Genomic DNA, 17,659 nt, shown 5'->3' with positions numbered 1-17,659 from the left:
AAGTAATAGTAAAATTAATAATAAATCCTCAAAGGAAGGAAAAATAAATGAATTTAAGAGAGCTTAAAATTGGGGAATCAGCAATTATAAAAAGTGTAGGCGGAAATGGTGCTTTACGACAGCATTTTCTTGATATGGGTATGATTCCAGGAAGTGAAGTGTCATTAGTTAAATATGCACCATTAGGAGATCCAATGGAACTTATTGTTTCAGGATATTCATTAACTATTCGTTTAGCTGATGCTGAAAAAATTGAAATTGAAAACGTAAGAAACACTGAAGAAATCAGTGAAAAAATAAAGAAAGAATTGAAAAAAGATATTCCACATCCTTCAATTGGTGAAGAATTTAAGACACATGATTATCATAAAGAACATAGTGGGGAAAAAGTAAAAAAAGGTAAACTTACTTTTGCATTAGTGGGTAATCAAAACTGTGGTAAAACAACTCTTTTTAACCAATTAACTGGATCAAATCAACACGTAGGTAATTTTCCGGGTGTTACCGTTGATAGAAAAAGTGGTTCTATAAAAGGACATTTAGAAACAGAAGTTGTTGATTTACCAGGAATTTATTCTATGTCTCCTTATACAAGCGAAGAAGTTGTATCGAGAAAATTCGTATTAGAGGAGAAACCTTCAGCAATAATCAATATTGTGGATGCTACGAATATAGAGCGAAATTTATATTTGACAATGCAATTATTAGAACTAAATATTCCGATGGTTATAGCTTTAAATATGATGGATGAAGTAAAAGGAAATGGTGGATCGATTAATATCAATCTTTTAGAAAAATTAATACAGGTACCAGTAGTTCCAATTTCTGCAGCCAAAAATGAAGGTGTAGATGAGCTTATAGCTCACGCTTTGCATATTGCAAAATATGACGAAAAACCAGGTCGTGAAGATTTTTGTGATAAAGAAGATCATGGTGGAGCTGTTCACAGAGCGATGCATGCTATTATGAGTATTATTGAAGATCATGTTGAAAAAGCAGATATTCCAATCAGGTTTGCTGCTAGTAAGATAATGGAAGGTGATACTTTAGTTAAAGATGCTTTAGATTTACATAAAAATGATCTTGAAACTCTTGAAAAAATTGTTTGCCAGATGGAAGAGGAAAGAGGTCTTGACAGAGCGGCTGCGATTGCAGATATGAGATTTACTTTTATACGTCGTATTTGTAGTCAAACTGTAATCAAACCTAAAGCAAGTAAAGAACAGCTTAGAAGTAAACAGTTAGATAAATTTTTTACAGGAAAATGGACAGCTATACCTGCATTTATAGGAATAATGCTTGTTGTATTTTACTTGACATTTAATGTGATTGGTGCATTTTTGCAAGGTATATTAGAAGATATTATTTCTTTTATAACGGATAAAATTGACGCATTACTTACTGCGTCTGATGTTGCAAAACCAATTCATTCTTTGATTACGGATGGAATTTGTACAGGAGTTGGTTCTGTTTTAAGTTTTGTCCCAATTATTGTTATTTTGTATTTCTTCTTGTCATTACTTGAAGACAGTGGTTACATGGCAAGAGTGGCCTTTGTAATGGATAAATTACTTAGAAAAATTGGACTTTCAGGAAGAAGTATTGTGCCTATGCTTATAGGTTTTGGATGTAGTGTTCCAGCAATTATGGCGACACGTACATTGCCATCAGATAGAGATAGAAAAATGACTCGTATTTTAATTCCATTTATGAGCTGTAGTGCTAAGATGCCAATTTATTCATTTTTTGCGGCAGCTTTTTTCCCTAAATATGCACCACTTGTAATGATTACGTTATATTTAACTGGTATTATAGTAGCTATTTTATTATCGATTCTTGGTAAAAACACATTTTTTAAAGGAGAAGCAGTACCTTTTGTTATGGAGCTTCCAAACTATAGATTACCAGGAATAAAAAATGTAAGTTTGCTTATGTGGGATAAAGCGAAAGATTTTATTCAAAGAGCATTTACAGTGATTTTTATAGGAACAATCGTTGTTTGGTTCTTACAGAATTTCAATTTATCATTTAAGATGGTAAAAGATTCGGAAGATAGTATTTTAGCAGTGATTGCAGGTGGAATATCACCAATTTTTGCACCACTTGGTTTCGGAAATTGGAAAGCTGTTACTGCATTGATTTCAGGATTTTTAGCAAAAGAAAGTGTTGTTTCAACTTTAACAGTACTTTTTGGTGGAACAGGTGGAATTAAAACAGGTTTAACTGGATTAAGTGCATTCACTTTTCTTATTTTTTGCTTGTTATATACACCATGTGTTGCAGCAGTTGCAACAGTAAAAAAAGAATCAGGTAGATTATCAGCTCTTAAAATGGTTATTTTCCAATGCGTAGTTGCGTGGATTGTGGCATTTTTAGTACATTTTGTTGGAATGTTAGTATGTTAGTAATTTGAAAGGATATTTATAAATGAGCGTATTAAATGTAGAACACTTAACACACGGTTTTGGAGATCGTCAGATTTTTGATGATGTTAGTTTTCGCCTTTTAAAAGGTGAACACATTGGTCTTGTTGGTGCAAATGGTGAGGGTAAATCAACATTCATGAGTATCATAACAGGCAAAATGCAACCTGATGAGGGCAAAATCGAATGGAATAAAAATGTTCGTGTTGGATATTTAGATCAACATGCTGTTTTGAATCCAGGAATGACGATAGAAGATGTATTAAAATCAGCATTTGATTCTTTATTTCAACTAGAAGCGCGTGCTAATGAACTCTACGGTTTGATGGCAGAAGCAACTGATGAAGAAATGGCAGCTTACATGGAAGAAACTGGAGAAATCCAAGAACTTTTAGAAGCACATGATTTTTATATGATAGATTCTAAAGTTTCGGAAGTTGCTAGAGCATTAGGTCTTATGGATTTAGGATTAGATCATGATGTTTCTGAATTATCTGGTGGTCAACGTACAAAAGTATTGTTGGCTAAACTTCTTTTAGAAAAACCAGAAATATTATTGCTTGATGAGCCAACTAACTATTTAGATGAAGAACATATTGTTTGGCTTAAAAGGTATTTAGAAGAATATGAAAATGCATTTATTTTAATTTCACATGATGTACCATTTATGGATAGTGTAATTAATATTATTTATCATATGTATGATAGAAAATTAAATAGATATCCTGGAAGTTATGCGCATTTTGAAGAAGTTTTTGCAATGCAGCAGGCACAGCAAGAAGCAGCATATAAACGTCAGCAAAAGGAAATTGCTGAATTAGAAGATTTTGTAGCCAGAAATAAAGCTAGAATTTCAACAAGAAATATGGCAATGTCGAGACAGAAAAAACTAGACAAGATGAATAGAATAGAAAAAGTTGTGGAAAAACCAAAGCCAGAATTTAATTTTCTATATTCGAAAGCACCAGGCAAATTTATGATAACAGCCAAAGATCTTGTGATTGGATATGATACGCCATTATCATCACCTTTAAATTTTGAAATAGAGCGTGGATGTAGAATTGTATTAACGGGTGCAAATGGTATCGGTAAATCTACTCTTTTAAAGAGTTTGCTTAGCATAATTAAACCTATTTCAGGTAAGGTTGAACTTGGTGAAAACTTAGATATTGGATATTTTGAACAAGAGGCAGGAAATAATAATTCTTCAACTTGTATAGATGAAGTTTGGGATGAATTCCCATCAATGAATCAGGCAGAGGTTCGTGCAGCTCTTGCAAAATGTGGTCTTACAGCAAAGCACATAGATAGCCAAATAAGAGTGTTATCAGGTGGAGAACAAGCTAAAGTTCGTTTATGTAAAATTTTAAACAGACCATCTAATCTTTTGGTTTTAGATGAGCCAACTAATCATTTGGATGTAGATGCTAAAGAAGAGTTAAAAAGAGCCTTAAATGAATATAAAGGTAGTATTATCATGGTTTGTCATGAACCTGAGTTTTATAATGATGTTGCAACAGATATTTGGGACTGTTCTAAATGGACAACAAAAGTGATATAATCTAAGTAGGTGTTAAATTTAGCGTTAAGAAAAATAATAATAAGAGAGGAAATGCGTATGAGGGAAATAAAAAGCTATGATTCTACAAAGTATGTAAATAATAGTGAGTATTCAAAGGTTGAAGAGGGGATATATCGTAATGGTTCACATTATGTAACTTCTTTGAGTTTCATTCAAGAACCTGAACATGAAGAAGGATTGAACGCAAGTGAAATATCACAATTTCCATTAGAAGATATTTTAGAAGAATATAATTGTTTTATATCTGATTATTACGATGAGCTTAACGTTGAAGAATCAGTTGTATGTTATTTAGAATTCGCATCTACTGAATTAGAAGATATTAAAAATTTACGTGAAATTATCGGAAAAAATGTATATAATCAAGAAGTTAAACATGGAGAACAGGTATATGTTGATTTGATTATTTCATAGCAAAAACTGGAGGAGCATTTATGAAGAAGAAATATTTATTAGCGTGCCTAGCGTTGTGTATTTCACTTAGTGCTTGTGGTAGTCAAAATTCAAAGGAAGTTAAAAGTACAACTTCAAAAAATACAGCTAAAAGTGAAAAAATTACAGAAGCTTGTACTAGTGAAAAAAGTACTTCAAAAGAAGCTAGCATCAAAAAGAGTACCGTAAAAAAAGAAAGTAGTCTTCAGGCGGAACTTGAAAAACTAGAATCAAAGAGTAAAGAATACGATAATGTAGATACTAGTTATATGAAACAAGGTGAAATGAATGATGTTGCACGTAAAAGATATTATCTTTGGGAAGATGAAATCAATAGTATATGGAAGAGACTTTATCCAAAATTAAGCGCAAGTACTAAGAAAAAACTTTTAGATGAACAAAGAAAATGGATAGCTCAAAAAGATAGAGATACATTTGCGGCTGGAATTACGTTTGAGGGAGGTTCTATGCAGCCACTTATAACTTATCCAAGAGCGGAAATGATCACAAGAAAAAGAATTTATGAGCTTGCGAAGAAACTTGCAGATTTAAATGGTGAGTCTTTTGTGATTTCCTCTGAAGTTCAAAATGAACTAAATAAAGGTAATCCTACATTAGATCAGGTTTTTGAATTATTTAAAGGTAAATGGGTAGACGATAGCAATAGCGCAAAATATATTGGTATTGCAAGAGCAAGTGAAAAATCTGAGTATGCACCTAAAGGAAGCAGTTGGGTTGTATGGAATTCAGAGGGAGATATCGTTTCTGATTTGGATTATTATGGTTTTTCAGAAGAAAATATCATTTTCAAAAAGAAAGATAAAGACGGAACATACACATACTATTGGTTATCTATATATGATGATCATAGCCATGCTTATTTGAGTCATTCTAAAGATAAAGATAAATTATATGAAGCAGGTAATGGCATAGGTGGGAAAAGAGGATAATATAATCATGTAGTGAAAATCACGTAGTGAATGAAGAATTTATATGAATATATAGTGAAAAAAGGAGAAGAAGATGGATATTTGCAATTTAGAAAACGATAACAGAAAATTTGTCGCAAATAAGGGAAATTTTCATGTATTAGAGTATATGAAGGATTGTAGTGTATCCCCATGGAATGCGGAAGCAGAGTATTTTATGGGGAAAATGGGAATCAGAAGAAGACAACTTGCTATTGAAATTAATAATAATCATAATGCAAGAATTCAGGCTGGTTCAATGCAATGGATGGGAGGCGATATTAACGTCTCAACAGGAGTTAATGGTGTAGGTGATTTTTTTGGAAAAATGATGAAGGGTTCTGTAACAGGGGAATCTGCAATTAAACCAGAATATACAGGCGATGGTTTATTGGTACTTGAGCCTACATATAAACATATTATTTTAATAGATGTAGCGGAATGGAATCAAGGAATTACAGTTGAAGATGGTATGTTTTATGCATGTTCCGGAACAGTTAATTCAAACGTTGTTGCAAGAAAACATATTTCATCTGCCGTATTAGGTGGAGAAGGTTTGTTTAATCTTAGTTTATCAGGAACAGGAATAGCAGCATTAGAAAGTAACGTTCCATATGATGAATTGATTGAGGTTGAGCTTCATAACGAAACAATTAAAATAGATGGTAACCTTGCAGTTTGTTGGTCATCTAATCTTGAATTTACAGTTGAAAGAACAACTAAGACATTAGTTGGATCAGCAGCTAGTGGAGAAGGTCTTGTAAATGTGTATAGAGGTACAGGTAAATTATTAATGAGTCCTGTTGCTCCAACAGATCATTTATTTACAGCACCACCAATGCCTGCAAATAATCGTAAATAAAAGATATACTAAGAGATATACAAAAGGGGTTGCTATTATAGAAAAGTATTCTATAGCAACCTTTTTTCATAAAAAACAAGATTATCATATAAAATAAAAACCGATATATGATAAAAGGAGACTAAAATTTAAATAGTAGTTAGTTTTATAATTACATAAGATTGATAATTTGAAAAATTTTTAACATAGGAAAGAGGTATAGAATGAGCAAATTAATACAAGGTAAAGTTTTCGACGAGGAAAGAGCATTATACGCAAGTGATGGAATTGAAGTTGATAATTGTAAATTTGATGGTCCAGCTGATGGAGAAAGTGCATTAAAAGAAAGTAAAAATATAAAAATAAATAATTGTTATTTCAATCTAAGATATCCTTTTTGGCATGATGATAATCTTATTATAAAAGATAGTGAAATGACTGAAAATTGTCGAGCAGCATTATGGTATACAAATGATGTTACAATTTCAGACTCCAAACTCCACGGCATTAAAGCACTTAGAGAGTGTTCAAATGTACGAATTGAAAATTCAGATATTATATCACCAGAATTTGGATGGTCAGTTAATGATATTGAAATGAAAAATTCATCAGCACAAAGTGAATATTTTATGATGAGATCAAATAAATTAAATTTTGATAATGTATCATTAAAAGGAAAATATTCATTCCAATATATAACAGATTCTGTATTTAAAAACTGTAATTTTGACACAAAAGATGCATTTTGGCATGCTAATAATGTGACTATAAAAAATAGTGTAATCAAAGGAGAGTATTTAGCTTGGTACTGTGAAAATGTTACATTTGAAAATTGTACAATAATTGGAACACAGCCTTTATGTTATTGTAAAAATTTAAAAATGATTAATTGTAAAATGATAGATACAGATCTTTCATTTGAAAAATCAGAAGTTGAAGCTACAATAAATTCTGATGTAATAAGCATAAAGAATCCAAAGAGTGGAATAATAAAAGTTAAATCTGTAGAAGAAGTGATTATTGACGATTCTAAAGCAGAAGGAAAAATTGAAATTTTATAAATCAACCAAATTTATGAGAACAGTTGATATTAATCAGAATATTGCCGAAAAGTATAAGAGAGTAGAATAGACAATTTGTTTCAATCAGACAAATGGCAGAAAGCAATGCTTACAATACAGAAGAAGTTGCATCACAAGCTGGTAGAATAGGTGAAATGGTAGAAAAGACAAACCAGTTGCTGACAAAGTAAACCTAAAATGGAGGAAGAAAATGTATTATTCTAGTTATGCGTTATTGACAATTATTTTGATAGTTATTTGTAATTATGATGTGTTTGTTAAAGACGATTATTTTGAAATATTAGAAGATGTTGGCCCATATAGACACTATTTGTGTGCAGTTGTTGTTTTTTTAATAACAGACACAATGTGGGGGGTGCTGTATGAATATCATCTAGTAGCACTTTGTTATATAGATACAGTGCTTTATTTTATTACATTGTCAACAGTTTTATATCTATGGACAAGGTACGTAGTTATTTATTTGAAAACAGAAGATAAAATTGGCACAATAATAATGAAGTCTGGTGCTTTAGCAGCTATAGTTACAATAATATTGTTGATTGTTAATTTCTTCCATCCAATATTTTTTAAGTTTACATTAGATGGTGTTTATGTTCCGAAGGTAATGAGGAATGTTTTGGTAACAATTGAGGTTGTTTTGTATTTTAGTTCTAGTATGTTGGCATTTTATGTTTCTAGAAAGCAAAAAAATAATTACAGGTTTCGTGTAGTTGGAGGCGTTGGCCTATTGCTTACAGTGTTTGGGGTGATGCAATTTTATGTAGATAAATTACCACTTTCGACTATAGGTTATACAATTGGAACTAGTTTATTGCATTCATTTGTTTTAGAGGATGAAAAAAAAGAAAGTAATAGGAGATTAAAAAGATTATTAGAACATGAAAAAAAGCAATATGAGGAATTGGAAAAAACTAGAAAAATAGCTTTTGTTGATGCACTTACCGGAGTTCATAGTAAACATTCGTATTTTGAATACGAGAAAGTACTTAATAAACGTATAGAAAATAAAGAAGGTTTGCAATTTGCAGTCATAGTATTTGATTTAAATAATTTAAAGAAGATAAACGATGAGCTAGGACATGATTGCGGAGATAAATATATAAAAGATGGTTGTAAATTAATTTGTAATGTATTTGCTCATAGTCCAATATTTAGAGTAGGTGGAGATGAGTTCGTTGCAGTATTACAAGGACGCGATTACTTAAATAGAGAATACTTAACTAAGACATTTTCAAGAATGGTAATGAACAATACGGAAATAAATGGAGTAGTTGTAGCATGGGGAATGGATGAATATATTGTAGAGAAAGATGATGATTATCAGGCAGTTTTTGAAAGAGCAGATAAGAAGATGTATGAAAATAAAAGACAGCTAAAGGAAAAGAAAGTTTTTAATGATGTTTAGTTAAAACGTATAAAAATATCAAACATCCCTCCTTACTAGAAGTTAAATTATCTAGTAAGGAGGGATAAATTATGTATTTTATAAACTAAAGAGGGATATTATATATAATCTTAAAGCTTGAAAGTATTAACGGATTCACTAATTGTATTTGCACCATCAGAAACAATCACAGCACTATCTTTAACTTTCAAACTAGCTTCAGATACATTTGAAGCACTATCAGCGAGTTTATCAAGTGCAGAGGTTACTTCCTGGGAACTTGCAGCTTGTTCTTCGGAAATAGAAGCAAGATTGTTTGCTATATCGTTAACATCATTAATTGCACTAATCATATCTTTAACTATTGTTCCTGTTGATTCTAGATTGTTAAATATCTTTTCAAATGTTTTTTCAGCAATCTCTACTGATTCAGTACTCTTTTTGATTGCAGATACATTTTCTGTCGATTTCTTTGATAGAGAAGAAATCTGGGTTGCAATATCACCAATGATAGAGGCTATTTCAGTCGTAGCATTGGCGCTATCGTTTGCAAGTTTACCAATTTCATCAGCAACGACAGCGAATCCTTTTCCGGCTTCGCCAGCTCTAGCAGCTTCTATAGAAGCGTTTAAAGATAACAGATTCGTCTGACTGGCAATGGAATTAATCATTTCGATAATATTAGTTATTTGTTTAGCAGATTCATCTACGTGAATTACTGCATCATTAACCTCAGTCATAGATTTTGATATTTCATCCATGCTTTCGTTAACAATCTTCATGTCATTTTGTCCATCACTTGCAATTTCTACAAGTTCACTCATAACCGAATTTGTCTCATTTCCTTGATTAGTGATAGTGTTAACTTTTGAAGCTAAATTCGTTGCATCACTAGAAAGTTCAGTTACTGCTTGTGACATACTTTCCATCGTATCTCTGATTTGATTCATTGAAAGTGATTGTTCACTTGCTTCATCGTACATACTAGTTGATTCAGAACGACTAGTATCGGCTTCTGAAGAAAGTTGATCAGTAACGCTCTTCATAGTGCTTAATGTTGAATGCATATGAGTAATAAACTTACGCATATTATGATTCATTACACCGATTTCATCATTTCCATGATCTTCAATAATGGTTGTAAAATCTTTATTAGTGATACTAATAATGGCATTTGTAAGATGTTGTACTGGTTTAGTTACAATAGAATTCATAACAAATAGGATAACTAAAATTATGATAATTACCATGACAACTGTAATTATCCAACAAATCATAATAAAGTGATTAAGTTCAGCAATAACATCGCTTTCATCTACGTATGAAACTAAGCTCCAATTTGTTCCAACGATTTTAGTAGAATAAACATAATAAGTTTTATTTTTTACAGACATTTTTTTTACATCCGAAGGATTAGATTTACAAGTGTCATAAACTGTAGTTAAAAGTTTATCATCCTTGTGTTCATCAACACTAGTTCCGTTGTATTTTTTATCTTTACTAGAACCTTGATAAGAGATAATCATATCATTGTTTAAAAGTATGGTTGAACCTGTTCCCATAGGTTTTAATTTAGATACTGCTTCAGTAATTTCATCTAAAGATAAATCAGTTGCAGCAACTCCGGTTCGACCATCTTTTAGAGTAATACTTCTTGCGATAGGTACTACTAAGCTATTAGTTACTGAGTCAAGGTAAGGTACACCCATTGAAAAAGTTTTATGCTGTATACCATCTTTATACCATGGCCTATCAGCAAGAACATAATCTGAATCTGGTTTCCAGCCGGATAAGTCAATGAAATCACCATTGTCTAAACCGAGATAAATACCATTTGGAGCATTCTTGCTAAAGGATTTGGAATTTTCAAGGAATTTAAACAAATCATCATCGTCTTTAAATTCTCGCTGTTCTAAGGTTAAAGCCATAGAATCAATTTTAGCTGTAAATGCTGAAATTTCGTTTCCAAATTCATATGAATGAGCAACGGTCTCTTGGATTAATCTATCTTCAGCAGAATCTAAAATTATAGAGCGTGCGTTTAGTGTTAAAATCAAAATAATAACGGCTATTGAGAAAACGATTAGAGGAACAAGTCGGCGTAACAATTTTCCACTAATTGTTTTGTTCGTTGGTTTTAGTTTTTGTGTGTTAAGAGCTTTTTCACTTTTCAAAAAAAATTCCTCCTTCTTTTGTTATGTTATATTTTTTATGTTGCTATCGATAAAAAAGTAATCATCGATGGTCGTTTATTTTGCAATAATATAACAAGACTCTATAGTATGTGTATCGTATGTTTTTTAGTTCAATAAATTATATACAATAAAAAAATTGAAAATTGTTATTTTGCAAAAAATATAAAAGAAGGATAAAATTTTAATAAAAGAATTTATAATGAATTCCCTACATATTTGCGTATAAATGCGATTTATTTTGAACTATTTTTTCAATAAAATATTTATGAAAGTAATTGTTATTTGATAGTTCTGGATGAAATGTCATCGCTAGTTGGTTGTGATATAAAACAGCAACTGGAGAATCATTATTATCTAGTAAAACATTGACATCATCATGAATTTTAGTTATGTATGGTGCCCGAATAAATATAAGTGGAAAATTATGTTGGTCTTGGAAATTTTTTTTAGCAATAAAACTTCCAAGTTGTCGACCATAGGCATTTCTTTTTACACTAATAGGAAGAGTAGCAAGGTAAGAAGACTCGCCTTCGATTTCACTTGCAAGAAGAATAATTCCAGCACAGGTTGCAAAAACCGGTAGACCATTTTTGATTTTTTCTTTTAATGGTTCAAATAAATGAAATTTTTTTAATAAAAGTCCTTGAACAGTACTTTCACCGCCAGGAAGAATAATGCCATCGATATTATCAAGATCTTTAGGTTGGCGGATTTTTATACTATCTACATTAAGTGAATCAAGTACTTTTTTGTGTTCTATAAAAGCGCCTTGAAGCGCAAGTATACCTATAACCATAATTTATCGACCTCTCTTTTCCATTATTATTTCAATTTCTTCAGAGTTAATTCCGACCATTGCTTCTCCAAGATCTTCTGATAATCTCGCAATTAATTTAGGATCATTATAGTTTGTAACGGCTGAAACAATTGCACTAGCACGTTTGAAAGGATCGCCTGATTTAAAAATTCCGGAACCGACAAATACACCTTGAGCACCAAGTTGCATCATAAGCGCAGCATCCGCAGGAGTAGCAACACCACCAGCTGCAAAATTTACAACGGGTAATTGTTGATGTTTGTGTACGTATAAAACCAAATCATATGGAACACTTAAATTTTTTGCAACTTCAAATAATTCAGCGCTTGTCATAGAATGTATTCGTCGAATTTCTGAATTGATTTTTCTTAAATGTGTAACTGCTTGAATTACATCACCAGTACCGGGTTCACCTTTTGTTCTAATCATAGAAGCACCTTCATTAATACGACGAAGAGCTTCACCTAAATCTCTAGCACCACAAACAAACGGAACTTTAAATTTTGTTTTATCAATATGGTAAATGTTATCAGCTGGAGTTAAAACTTCTGATTCATCGATATAATCTATTTCAATAGCTTCTAGAATTTGTGCTTCTACAAAGTGTCCAATTCGGCATTTGGCCATTACAGGTATTGTTACAGCATTTTGAATTTCTTTTATCATTTTGGGATCACTCATTCGAGCGACACCTTTTGCTGCACGTATGTCAGCTGGAATTTTTTCAAGCGCCATGACGGCAGCAGCGCCAGCTTTTTGTGCAATTTGTGCCTGCTCAGGAGTTGTGACATCCATTATAACTCCGCCTTTTAACATCTGTGCTAATCCTTTGTTTAATTCATACCTAGTATTATTCATTTCAATTACCTAAGAGTTGTAATTAAAAATTTACAACTCTTTCCTTTCTACTAATTTTTCTAAAAATAAAATGTGATAATTATTTTGTATTTTAATTAAGATGAAAAAATAATATAATAAATCTGGATACAATAAAATATCCAAAAAATAAAAATAAAAAAGTCCAGTTTTAAAAGAATTTAGTACAAAAGGGGATAAAATGATAACATACGATTTCGAAAATAAAAAAGAACCATTATATTTATACATTTATAAATGCTTGAAAAAAGATATTTTAGACGGAAAACTAAAAGAGAATGAAAAACTGCCATCTAAAAGAACTTTTGCAAGAAATAACGGAATTAGTACCATAACGATTCAAAATGCTTATGACCAATTAATAAGTGAAGGTTATATTTATACAATTCCTAAAAAAGGATATTACGTTGCTCATATTGAACAAATTACTAAAAAACCTAAGAATGTTGTACTTGAATATAAAATTAAAGTGAATAATGAAAAAAAATATAGCATTGATTTGTCGGATAACAGTATTAATTCGGATAATTTTCCATTTTCTGTTTGGAATAGAATTTTAAGGTCAGTTATGGCTGAAAAGAAAAAAGAATTAATGACTATATCTGAAGTTAATGGTGTATATTCGCTGAGAAAGGCTATAGCAAAACATTTACAGTCATTTCGAGGAATGTTAGTTGATCCAAATCAGATAGTAGTAGGAGCAGGTACAGAATTTTTATATGGAATTATAGTGGAATTACTAGGAAAAAATAAAGTATATGCGATTGAAAATCCAGGATATAAAAAATTAAAAAAAATTTATAATCAAAAAGGATTAAAGTGTCGTTATGTTAAGATAGATGAAATGGGGTTAACCATAGATAATCTTAATGATTCAAAAGCTGATATAGTTCATTTATGTCCAAATCATCATTTTCCAACAGGGGTAATAATGCCAGCAAGTAGAAGATATGAGCTTTTAGCATGGGCAAATGATAAAGAAAACAGGTATATTATAGAAGATGATTATGATAGTGAATTCCGTGTTAAAGGAAAACCTCTTCCAACATTATTTTCAATAGATGCTTGCGAAAAGGTAATATATATGAATACATTTTCAAAATCCTTATCACCAACTATTAGGATAAGCTATATGGTTTTGCCGGTTCAGTTGGCAAATTTATACTATGAAAAGATGTCATTTTATTCATGCACAGTATCTAATTTCGAACAATATACACTAGCAGAATTTATAGAAAAAGGGTATTTTGAAAAACATATTAATAGAATGAGACTATATTATGCACGCCAAAGACAAAAGATAATTAATATAATAAATGACTTAAATGTAAGTGGAAAATTTAGTGTTAGGGACAATTGTTCAGGTTTACATTTTTTGCTCAAAATTGATACAAAAATTAAGGATAGTCAGTTGAAAGAAAAGTTACTTGAAAATGATATAAAAATATTGTCTCTGTCAGATTATTATTTTACAGATAATGAAAAAAAAGAGCATTTATTTATCATAAATTATTCTAATATAAATGAACAAAAAATAAAAAAGGTAATTGAGATAATAAATGCTATAATAGAAAAAGAGAGATAAAAAATGTAGAATTTACAATAAAAAAATGGAGGGATATTTATGGAATTTTTTGAAGTGGTAAAAAACAGATATTCATGCAAGAAATTTTCAGCAAAGGAAGTAGAAAAAGAAAAATTAACGGCTATTCTTGAAGCAGGTAGACTAGCACCAACAGCTAAAAATCTTCAAGAACAAAAAATTTATGTTGTTGAGACACCAGAATCTCTCGCAAAAATTGATAAAGCAACACCTTGTCGTTATGGGGCACCAGTTTGTGTTGTTGTAGCATTTGATAAAAATAATGTATTTACGTATCCTGAATCAGAGAAAACTTCAGGCGTTGAAGATGCTACAATTGTGGCTACACATATGATTTTAGCAGCAGCAAATGAAGGAATTGACAGTTGTTGGGTGAATTTTTTTAATCCATCAGAATTAGCTAAGGAGTTAGGGCTTCCTGATAACGAGGAAATTCTAATGATTATGGACTTAGGTTATAAAGAAGACGGATTTAAGCCATTACCAAATCATGAAGATAGAAAACCATTAAGTGAAACAGTTACATATATGTAAAAAATAGATAAAAGTATGCGCATGAAAAGAATGTGTATTTAAATGTATGTGTGTTTAAAAGAATGTAAATACAAAAATTTTTTGATAAAAAGGGGGATAAGGATGTTAGTTTTATGTTATCCAAGATGTACAACCTGTAAAAAGGCCCTTAAATGGCTTGATGAAAAAGGTATTGAATATACAACAAGACATATTGTAGAAGAAAATCCTACATATGATGAATTAAGTAATTGGTACCCAAAAAGTGGATTACCATTAAAACGCTTTTTTAATACAAGCGGAAATGCATATAAAGAAATGCAATTGAAGGATAAATTAAAAACAATGACAGAAGAGGAACAACTAAAATTATTATCAACGAACGGTATGCTGGTAAAAAGACCACTTCTTGTAGAGGATGATAAGGTATTAGTTGGTTTTAAAGAACCTGAGTGGGAACAAGCACTAGAGTAATAAATAAACAAGAAATAATTAGACAAAATAGATAAAGGTATCGTCAATATTTCCAACTAGCAAATTTACTAAATTAAGGTTAGTACTTTTGAACATATTGCACGATACCTTTTTGTATTTGAATTGAGTAAAACTGAAATACATTTCATACAATTTCACACTAAATCATAAAATTTTCGCCAAAATGATATATACTATAAATAAAATGAAACTAATTTCAGACACACTATAATTACATGTTATAAAAGTCTACAAATGCCCTAAAATCAGTGTGTAAACGGTTTCATAAATATGCACAAAAAACAGGTTTTAATATTGGAACATATGTCAATTTACACAAATTATAAACATGCTATAATAAGTATATCAAATGAAAACGGTTTCACACGAGTAAGACGTGAAATTAAAAAAATAAAAAAACAAAACAAAGAGGAAAGAAAGAGGAGGCTAGGACAATGGATTACAGAAAATGTGCCAGTGAAATTTTAACAGCAGTTGGCGGAAGAGAAAACCTAGTAAGTGCAGCACACTGTGCTACAAGATTAAGACTTGTTACTGTAGATAACAGTAATGTAGATGTCAGAGTATTAGAAAATATTGATGGTGTTAAGGGCGTATTTGAAAATAGTGGTCAATTACAGATCATCATCGGAACAGGAACAGTTAACAAAGTATATGATGAGTTCCTTTCATTGAGTGGAATGTCTGCAGCAACAAAAGATGATGTTAAAGCAGCAGCAGCTCAGAAACAGCCAATTTTCAAGAGAATGATTAAAACTTTAGGTGACGTATTCGTACCTATCTTACCAGCAATCGTTGCTTCAGGTTTAATGATGGGACTTGTAGAAGCTTTAGCTAAGATCGAAGCTTTACATTTCGCAGGATCACCATGGTTTGAGTTCTTAGATATGGTAGCAAACACAGCATTCGTATTCTTACCAGTTATCATTGCTGTATCAGCAGCTAGAGTATTTGGTGGAAATATTTTCCTTGGTGGTGTAGTTGGTTTATTAATGATCCATCCTAACTTAGTAAATGGTTGGAATGCAGCAGAGGGATACGGACATTGGTATTTATTTGGTAAAGTTCGTATAACAAATGGTTATTACTTAGGACAGATTAATAAACTTGGTTATCAAGGACACGTTATTCCAGTAGTTATCGCTATTTACTTAATGAGTAAAATTGAGAAAAAATTACATGAAATCGTACCTGAAATGTTAGACTTATTTATCGTTCCACTTGTAACAGTACTTTCAACAGCATTGATTACATTTATGTTTATTGGACCAGTATTCTCAACAGCAGAATCATTATTATTAGAAGGTATCAAAGAAGTAATTAAATTAAAATTCGGTATTGGTGCATTCATCGCCGGATTATTCTACCCAGTAACAGTAGTAATGGGCTTACATCATATGTACAACGTAATTGAAGCAGGTTTACTTGCTAGTAAAGAACACTTAAATATTTGGATGCCAATCGCATCAGCTGCAAACTTCGCACAGTTTGGTGCATGTCTTGCAGTAGGTTTCAAAACAATTAGCAAAAAGAGAAAATCTCTTGCAGTACCAGCATCAGCATCAGCTTCACTTGGTATTACAGAACCAGCTATTTTCGGTGTTAACTTAAGATTAATGACTCCATTCGTTTGCGCTATGGTTGGTGGTGCTTGTGCATCAGCATTCGGTTCAATCGTTGGATTAGGAGCAACAGCTTACGGTGTAACAGGTATCCCAGGATACTTAACAATTAACAAACCATTATTATATACAATTATGTTAGCAATCTCAGGTGGTATTGCTTTCGTAGGAACAATGACATTCTGGAGAGAAGATAAAGAACAAGTAGCAGAAGAAGATGGAAACAAAACACAGCCAGTTCCAGTAGCAGTAGAAATGGCAGAAGCAGTTATCGAAGCACCAGTAACAGGTGAAGTGGTAGCTAGAGAAAACATCCCAGATCAGACATTTGCATCAGGAGTTTTAGGAAATGGTGTTGGTATCATTCCTTCAGAAGGTGTATTAGTTGCACCATGTGATGGTCAGGTTGTAGATGTACAGGATACAAAACATGCAGTAGCAATGGTTGGACCTAAAAATATTGAATTATTAATGCACATCGGTGTTGACACTGTTAAAATGAATGGTGAAGGTTTCGAAGCATTAGTTAAAAATGGTGAAAGTGTTAAAAAAGGGCAGGAATTAATCCGTTTTAATCCTAACACAATTAAATCAGCAGGATATAATCCAACAGTAGCTGTATTAGTTACAAACAGCGATCAGTATAATAACTTTGAAGTTAAAAAATTAGGAGCAGTTGAAAAAGGTACAGAAGTTATCGTTGCAAGCTAATTTTTGAAAAATAAATATTGAAGATTGCGTTTGAAATTACTAGTGTTTGGATAGTAAAAATCGTGATATAAATAATGACTTAAACTTTTTTAAAATATATAAAATCGGATGG

Annotated in this window: 14 protein-coding genes; 11 read left to right on the top strand and 3 right to left on the bottom strand. The window is 31.4% G+C overall.

Features of this window, described 5'->3' with window-relative positions; all coding sequences use genetic code 11:
* Positions 1 to 47: 47 nt before the first annotated feature.
* From feoB to BMY79_RS00795, 7 genes are all read left to right on the top strand, one after another.
* The gene (gene feoB / locus BMY79_RS00825) at positions 48 to 2,405 is read left to right on the top strand and encodes a ferrous iron transport protein B (RefSeq protein WP_074730297.1); all 2,358 of its coding nucleotides are present in this window, start codon (positions 48 to 50) and stop codon (positions 2,403 to 2,405) included.
* 22 nt (positions 2,406 to 2,427) lie between these two features.
* Positions 2,428 to 3,984: a ribosomal protection-like ABC-F family protein gene (gene abc-f, locus BMY79_RS00820; RefSeq protein ID WP_022750085.1), complete on the top strand. Its 1,557-nt coding sequence runs from the start codon at positions 2,428 to 2,430 to the stop codon at positions 3,982 to 3,984.
* A 57-nt stretch (positions 3,985 to 4,041) separates the two neighbouring features.
* Positions 4,042 to 4,419 carry a hypothetical protein gene (locus tag BMY79_RS00815; RefSeq protein ID WP_022750086.1) on the top strand — a complete coding sequence of 126 codons (378 nt, stop codon included), beginning with the start codon at positions 4,042 to 4,044 and terminating at the stop codon, positions 4,417 to 4,419.
* Positions 4,420 to 4,439: 20 nt separating this feature from the next.
* Positions 4,440 to 5,387 carry a lysozyme inhibitor LprI family protein gene (locus BMY79_RS00810; protein WP_074730296.1) on the top strand — a complete coding sequence of 316 codons (948 nt, stop codon included), beginning with the start codon at positions 4,440 to 4,442 and terminating at the stop codon, positions 5,385 to 5,387.
* 73 nt (positions 5,388 to 5,460) lie between these two features.
* Positions 5,461 to 6,267: an AIM24 family protein gene (locus tag BMY79_RS00805; RefSeq protein ID WP_022750089.1), complete on the top strand. Its 807-nt coding sequence runs from the start codon at positions 5,461 to 5,463 to the stop codon at positions 6,265 to 6,267.
* Positions 6,268 to 6,470: 203 nt separating this feature from the next.
* The gene (locus BMY79_RS00800) at positions 6,471 to 7,307 is read left to right on the top strand and encodes a DUF3737 family protein (RefSeq protein ID WP_034225990.1); all 837 of its coding nucleotides are present in this window, start codon (positions 6,471 to 6,473) and stop codon (positions 7,305 to 7,307) included.
* Between the two features lie 211 nt (positions 7,308 to 7,518).
* Positions 7,519 to 8,736: a GGDEF domain-containing protein gene (locus BMY79_RS00795; protein ID WP_074730295.1), complete on the top strand. Its 1,218-nt coding sequence runs from the start codon at positions 7,519 to 7,521 to the stop codon at positions 8,734 to 8,736.
* A 110-nt stretch (positions 8,737 to 8,846) separates the two neighbouring features.
* Here the strand turns inward: BMY79_RS00795 and BMY79_RS00790 are convergent, their stop codons facing one another.
* The 3 genes from BMY79_RS00790 to pdxS form a co-directional block, all read right to left on the bottom strand.
* Positions 8,847 to 10,889: a methyl-accepting chemotaxis protein gene (locus BMY79_RS00790; RefSeq protein WP_074730294.1), complete on the bottom strand. Its 2,043-nt coding sequence runs from the start codon at positions 10,887 to 10,889 to the stop codon at positions 8,847 to 8,849.
* Positions 10,890 to 11,118: 229 nt separating this feature from the next.
* Positions 11,119 to 11,706, bottom strand: coding sequence for a pyridoxal 5'-phosphate synthase glutaminase subunit PdxT (pdxT, locus tag BMY79_RS00785; RefSeq protein ID WP_027421858.1), 588 nt, complete (start codon positions 11,704 to 11,706; stop codon positions 11,119 to 11,121).
* Positions 11,707 to 11,709: 3 nt separating this feature from the next.
* Positions 11,710 to 12,585, bottom strand: coding sequence for a pyridoxal 5'-phosphate synthase lyase subunit PdxS (gene pdxS / locus BMY79_RS00780; RefSeq protein WP_074730293.1), 876 nt, complete (start codon positions 12,583 to 12,585; stop codon positions 11,710 to 11,712).
* A gap of 199 nt (positions 12,586 to 12,784) precedes the next feature.
* Here pdxS and BMY79_RS00775 point away from each other — a divergent pair, with 199 nt between their 5' ends.
* From BMY79_RS00775 to BMY79_RS00760, 4 genes are all read left to right on the top strand, one after another.
* Positions 12,785 to 14,188 carry a MocR-like pyridoxine biosynthesis transcription factor PdxR gene (locus BMY79_RS00775; protein WP_022750098.1) on the top strand — a complete coding sequence of 468 codons (1,404 nt, stop codon included), beginning with the start codon at positions 12,785 to 12,787 and terminating at the stop codon, positions 14,186 to 14,188.
* Between the two features lie 39 nt (positions 14,189 to 14,227).
* Positions 14,228 to 14,740, top strand: coding sequence for a nitroreductase family protein (locus BMY79_RS00770; RefSeq protein ID WP_022750100.1), 513 nt, complete (start codon positions 14,228 to 14,230; stop codon positions 14,738 to 14,740).
* A gap of 102 nt (positions 14,741 to 14,842) precedes the next feature.
* Positions 14,843 to 15,193: an arsenate reductase family protein gene (locus BMY79_RS00765; protein ID WP_074730292.1), complete on the top strand. Its 351-nt coding sequence runs from the start codon at positions 14,843 to 14,845 to the stop codon at positions 15,191 to 15,193.
* Positions 15,194 to 15,648: 455 nt separating this feature from the next.
* On the top strand, positions 15,649 to 17,547 hold the full coding sequence (locus BMY79_RS00760; protein ID WP_022749740.1) for a PTS sucrose transporter subunit IIABC: 1,899 nt from the start codon (positions 15,649 to 15,651) through the stop codon (positions 17,545 to 17,547).
* Positions 17,548 to 17,659: the final 112 nt, after the last annotated feature.

It is taken from the genome of Lachnobacterium bovis, assembly GCF_900111325.1.
In the GTDB taxonomy this organism is placed as follows: Bacteria; Bacillota; Clostridia; order Lachnospirales; family Lachnospiraceae; genus Roseburia; species Roseburia bovis_A.
This window is presented reverse-complemented; position numbering and strand designations above follow the sequence as displayed.

Excerpts from the sequence above, each read along its gene's own strand:
- feoB (WP_074730297.1), top strand. The coding sequence starts at position 48 with ATGAATTTAAGAGAGCTTAAAATTGGGGAATCAGCAATTATAAAAAGT.
- abc-f (WP_022750085.1), top strand. The coding sequence starts at position 2,428 with ATGAGCGTATTAAATGTAGAACACTTAACACACGGTTTTGGAGATCGT.
- BMY79_RS00815 (WP_022750086.1), top strand. The coding sequence starts at position 4,042 with ATGAGGGAAATAAAAAGCTATGATTCTACAAAGTATGTAAATAATAGT.
- BMY79_RS00810 (WP_074730296.1), top strand. The coding sequence starts at position 4,440 with ATGAAGAAGAAATATTTATTAGCGTGCCTAGCGTTGTGTATTTCACTT.
- BMY79_RS00805 (WP_022750089.1), top strand. The coding sequence starts at position 5,461 with ATGGATATTTGCAATTTAGAAAACGATAACAGAAAATTTGTCGCAAAT.
- BMY79_RS00800 (WP_034225990.1), top strand. The coding sequence starts at position 6,471 with ATGAGCAAATTAATACAAGGTAAAGTTTTCGACGAGGAAAGAGCATTA.
- BMY79_RS00795 (WP_074730295.1), top strand. The coding sequence starts at position 7,519 with ATGTATTATTCTAGTTATGCGTTATTGACAATTATTTTGATAGTTATT.
- pdxT (WP_027421858.1), bottom strand. The coding sequence starts at position 11,706 with ATGGTTATAGGTATACTTGCGCTTCAAGGCGCTTTTATAGAACACAAA.
- pdxS (WP_074730293.1), bottom strand. The coding sequence starts at position 12,585 with ATGAATAATACTAGGTATGAATTAAACAAAGGATTAGCACAGATGTTA.
- BMY79_RS00775 (WP_022750098.1), top strand. The coding sequence starts at position 12,785 with ATGATAACATACGATTTCGAAAATAAAAAAGAACCATTATATTTATAC.
- BMY79_RS00770 (WP_022750100.1), top strand. The coding sequence starts at position 14,228 with ATGGAATTTTTTGAAGTGGTAAAAAACAGATATTCATGCAAGAAATTT.
- BMY79_RS00765 (WP_074730292.1), top strand. The coding sequence starts at position 14,843 with ATGTTAGTTTTATGTTATCCAAGATGTACAACCTGTAAAAAGGCCCTT.
- BMY79_RS00760 (WP_022749740.1), top strand. The coding sequence starts at position 15,649 with ATGGATTACAGAAAATGTGCCAGTGAAATTTTAACAGCAGTTGGCGGA.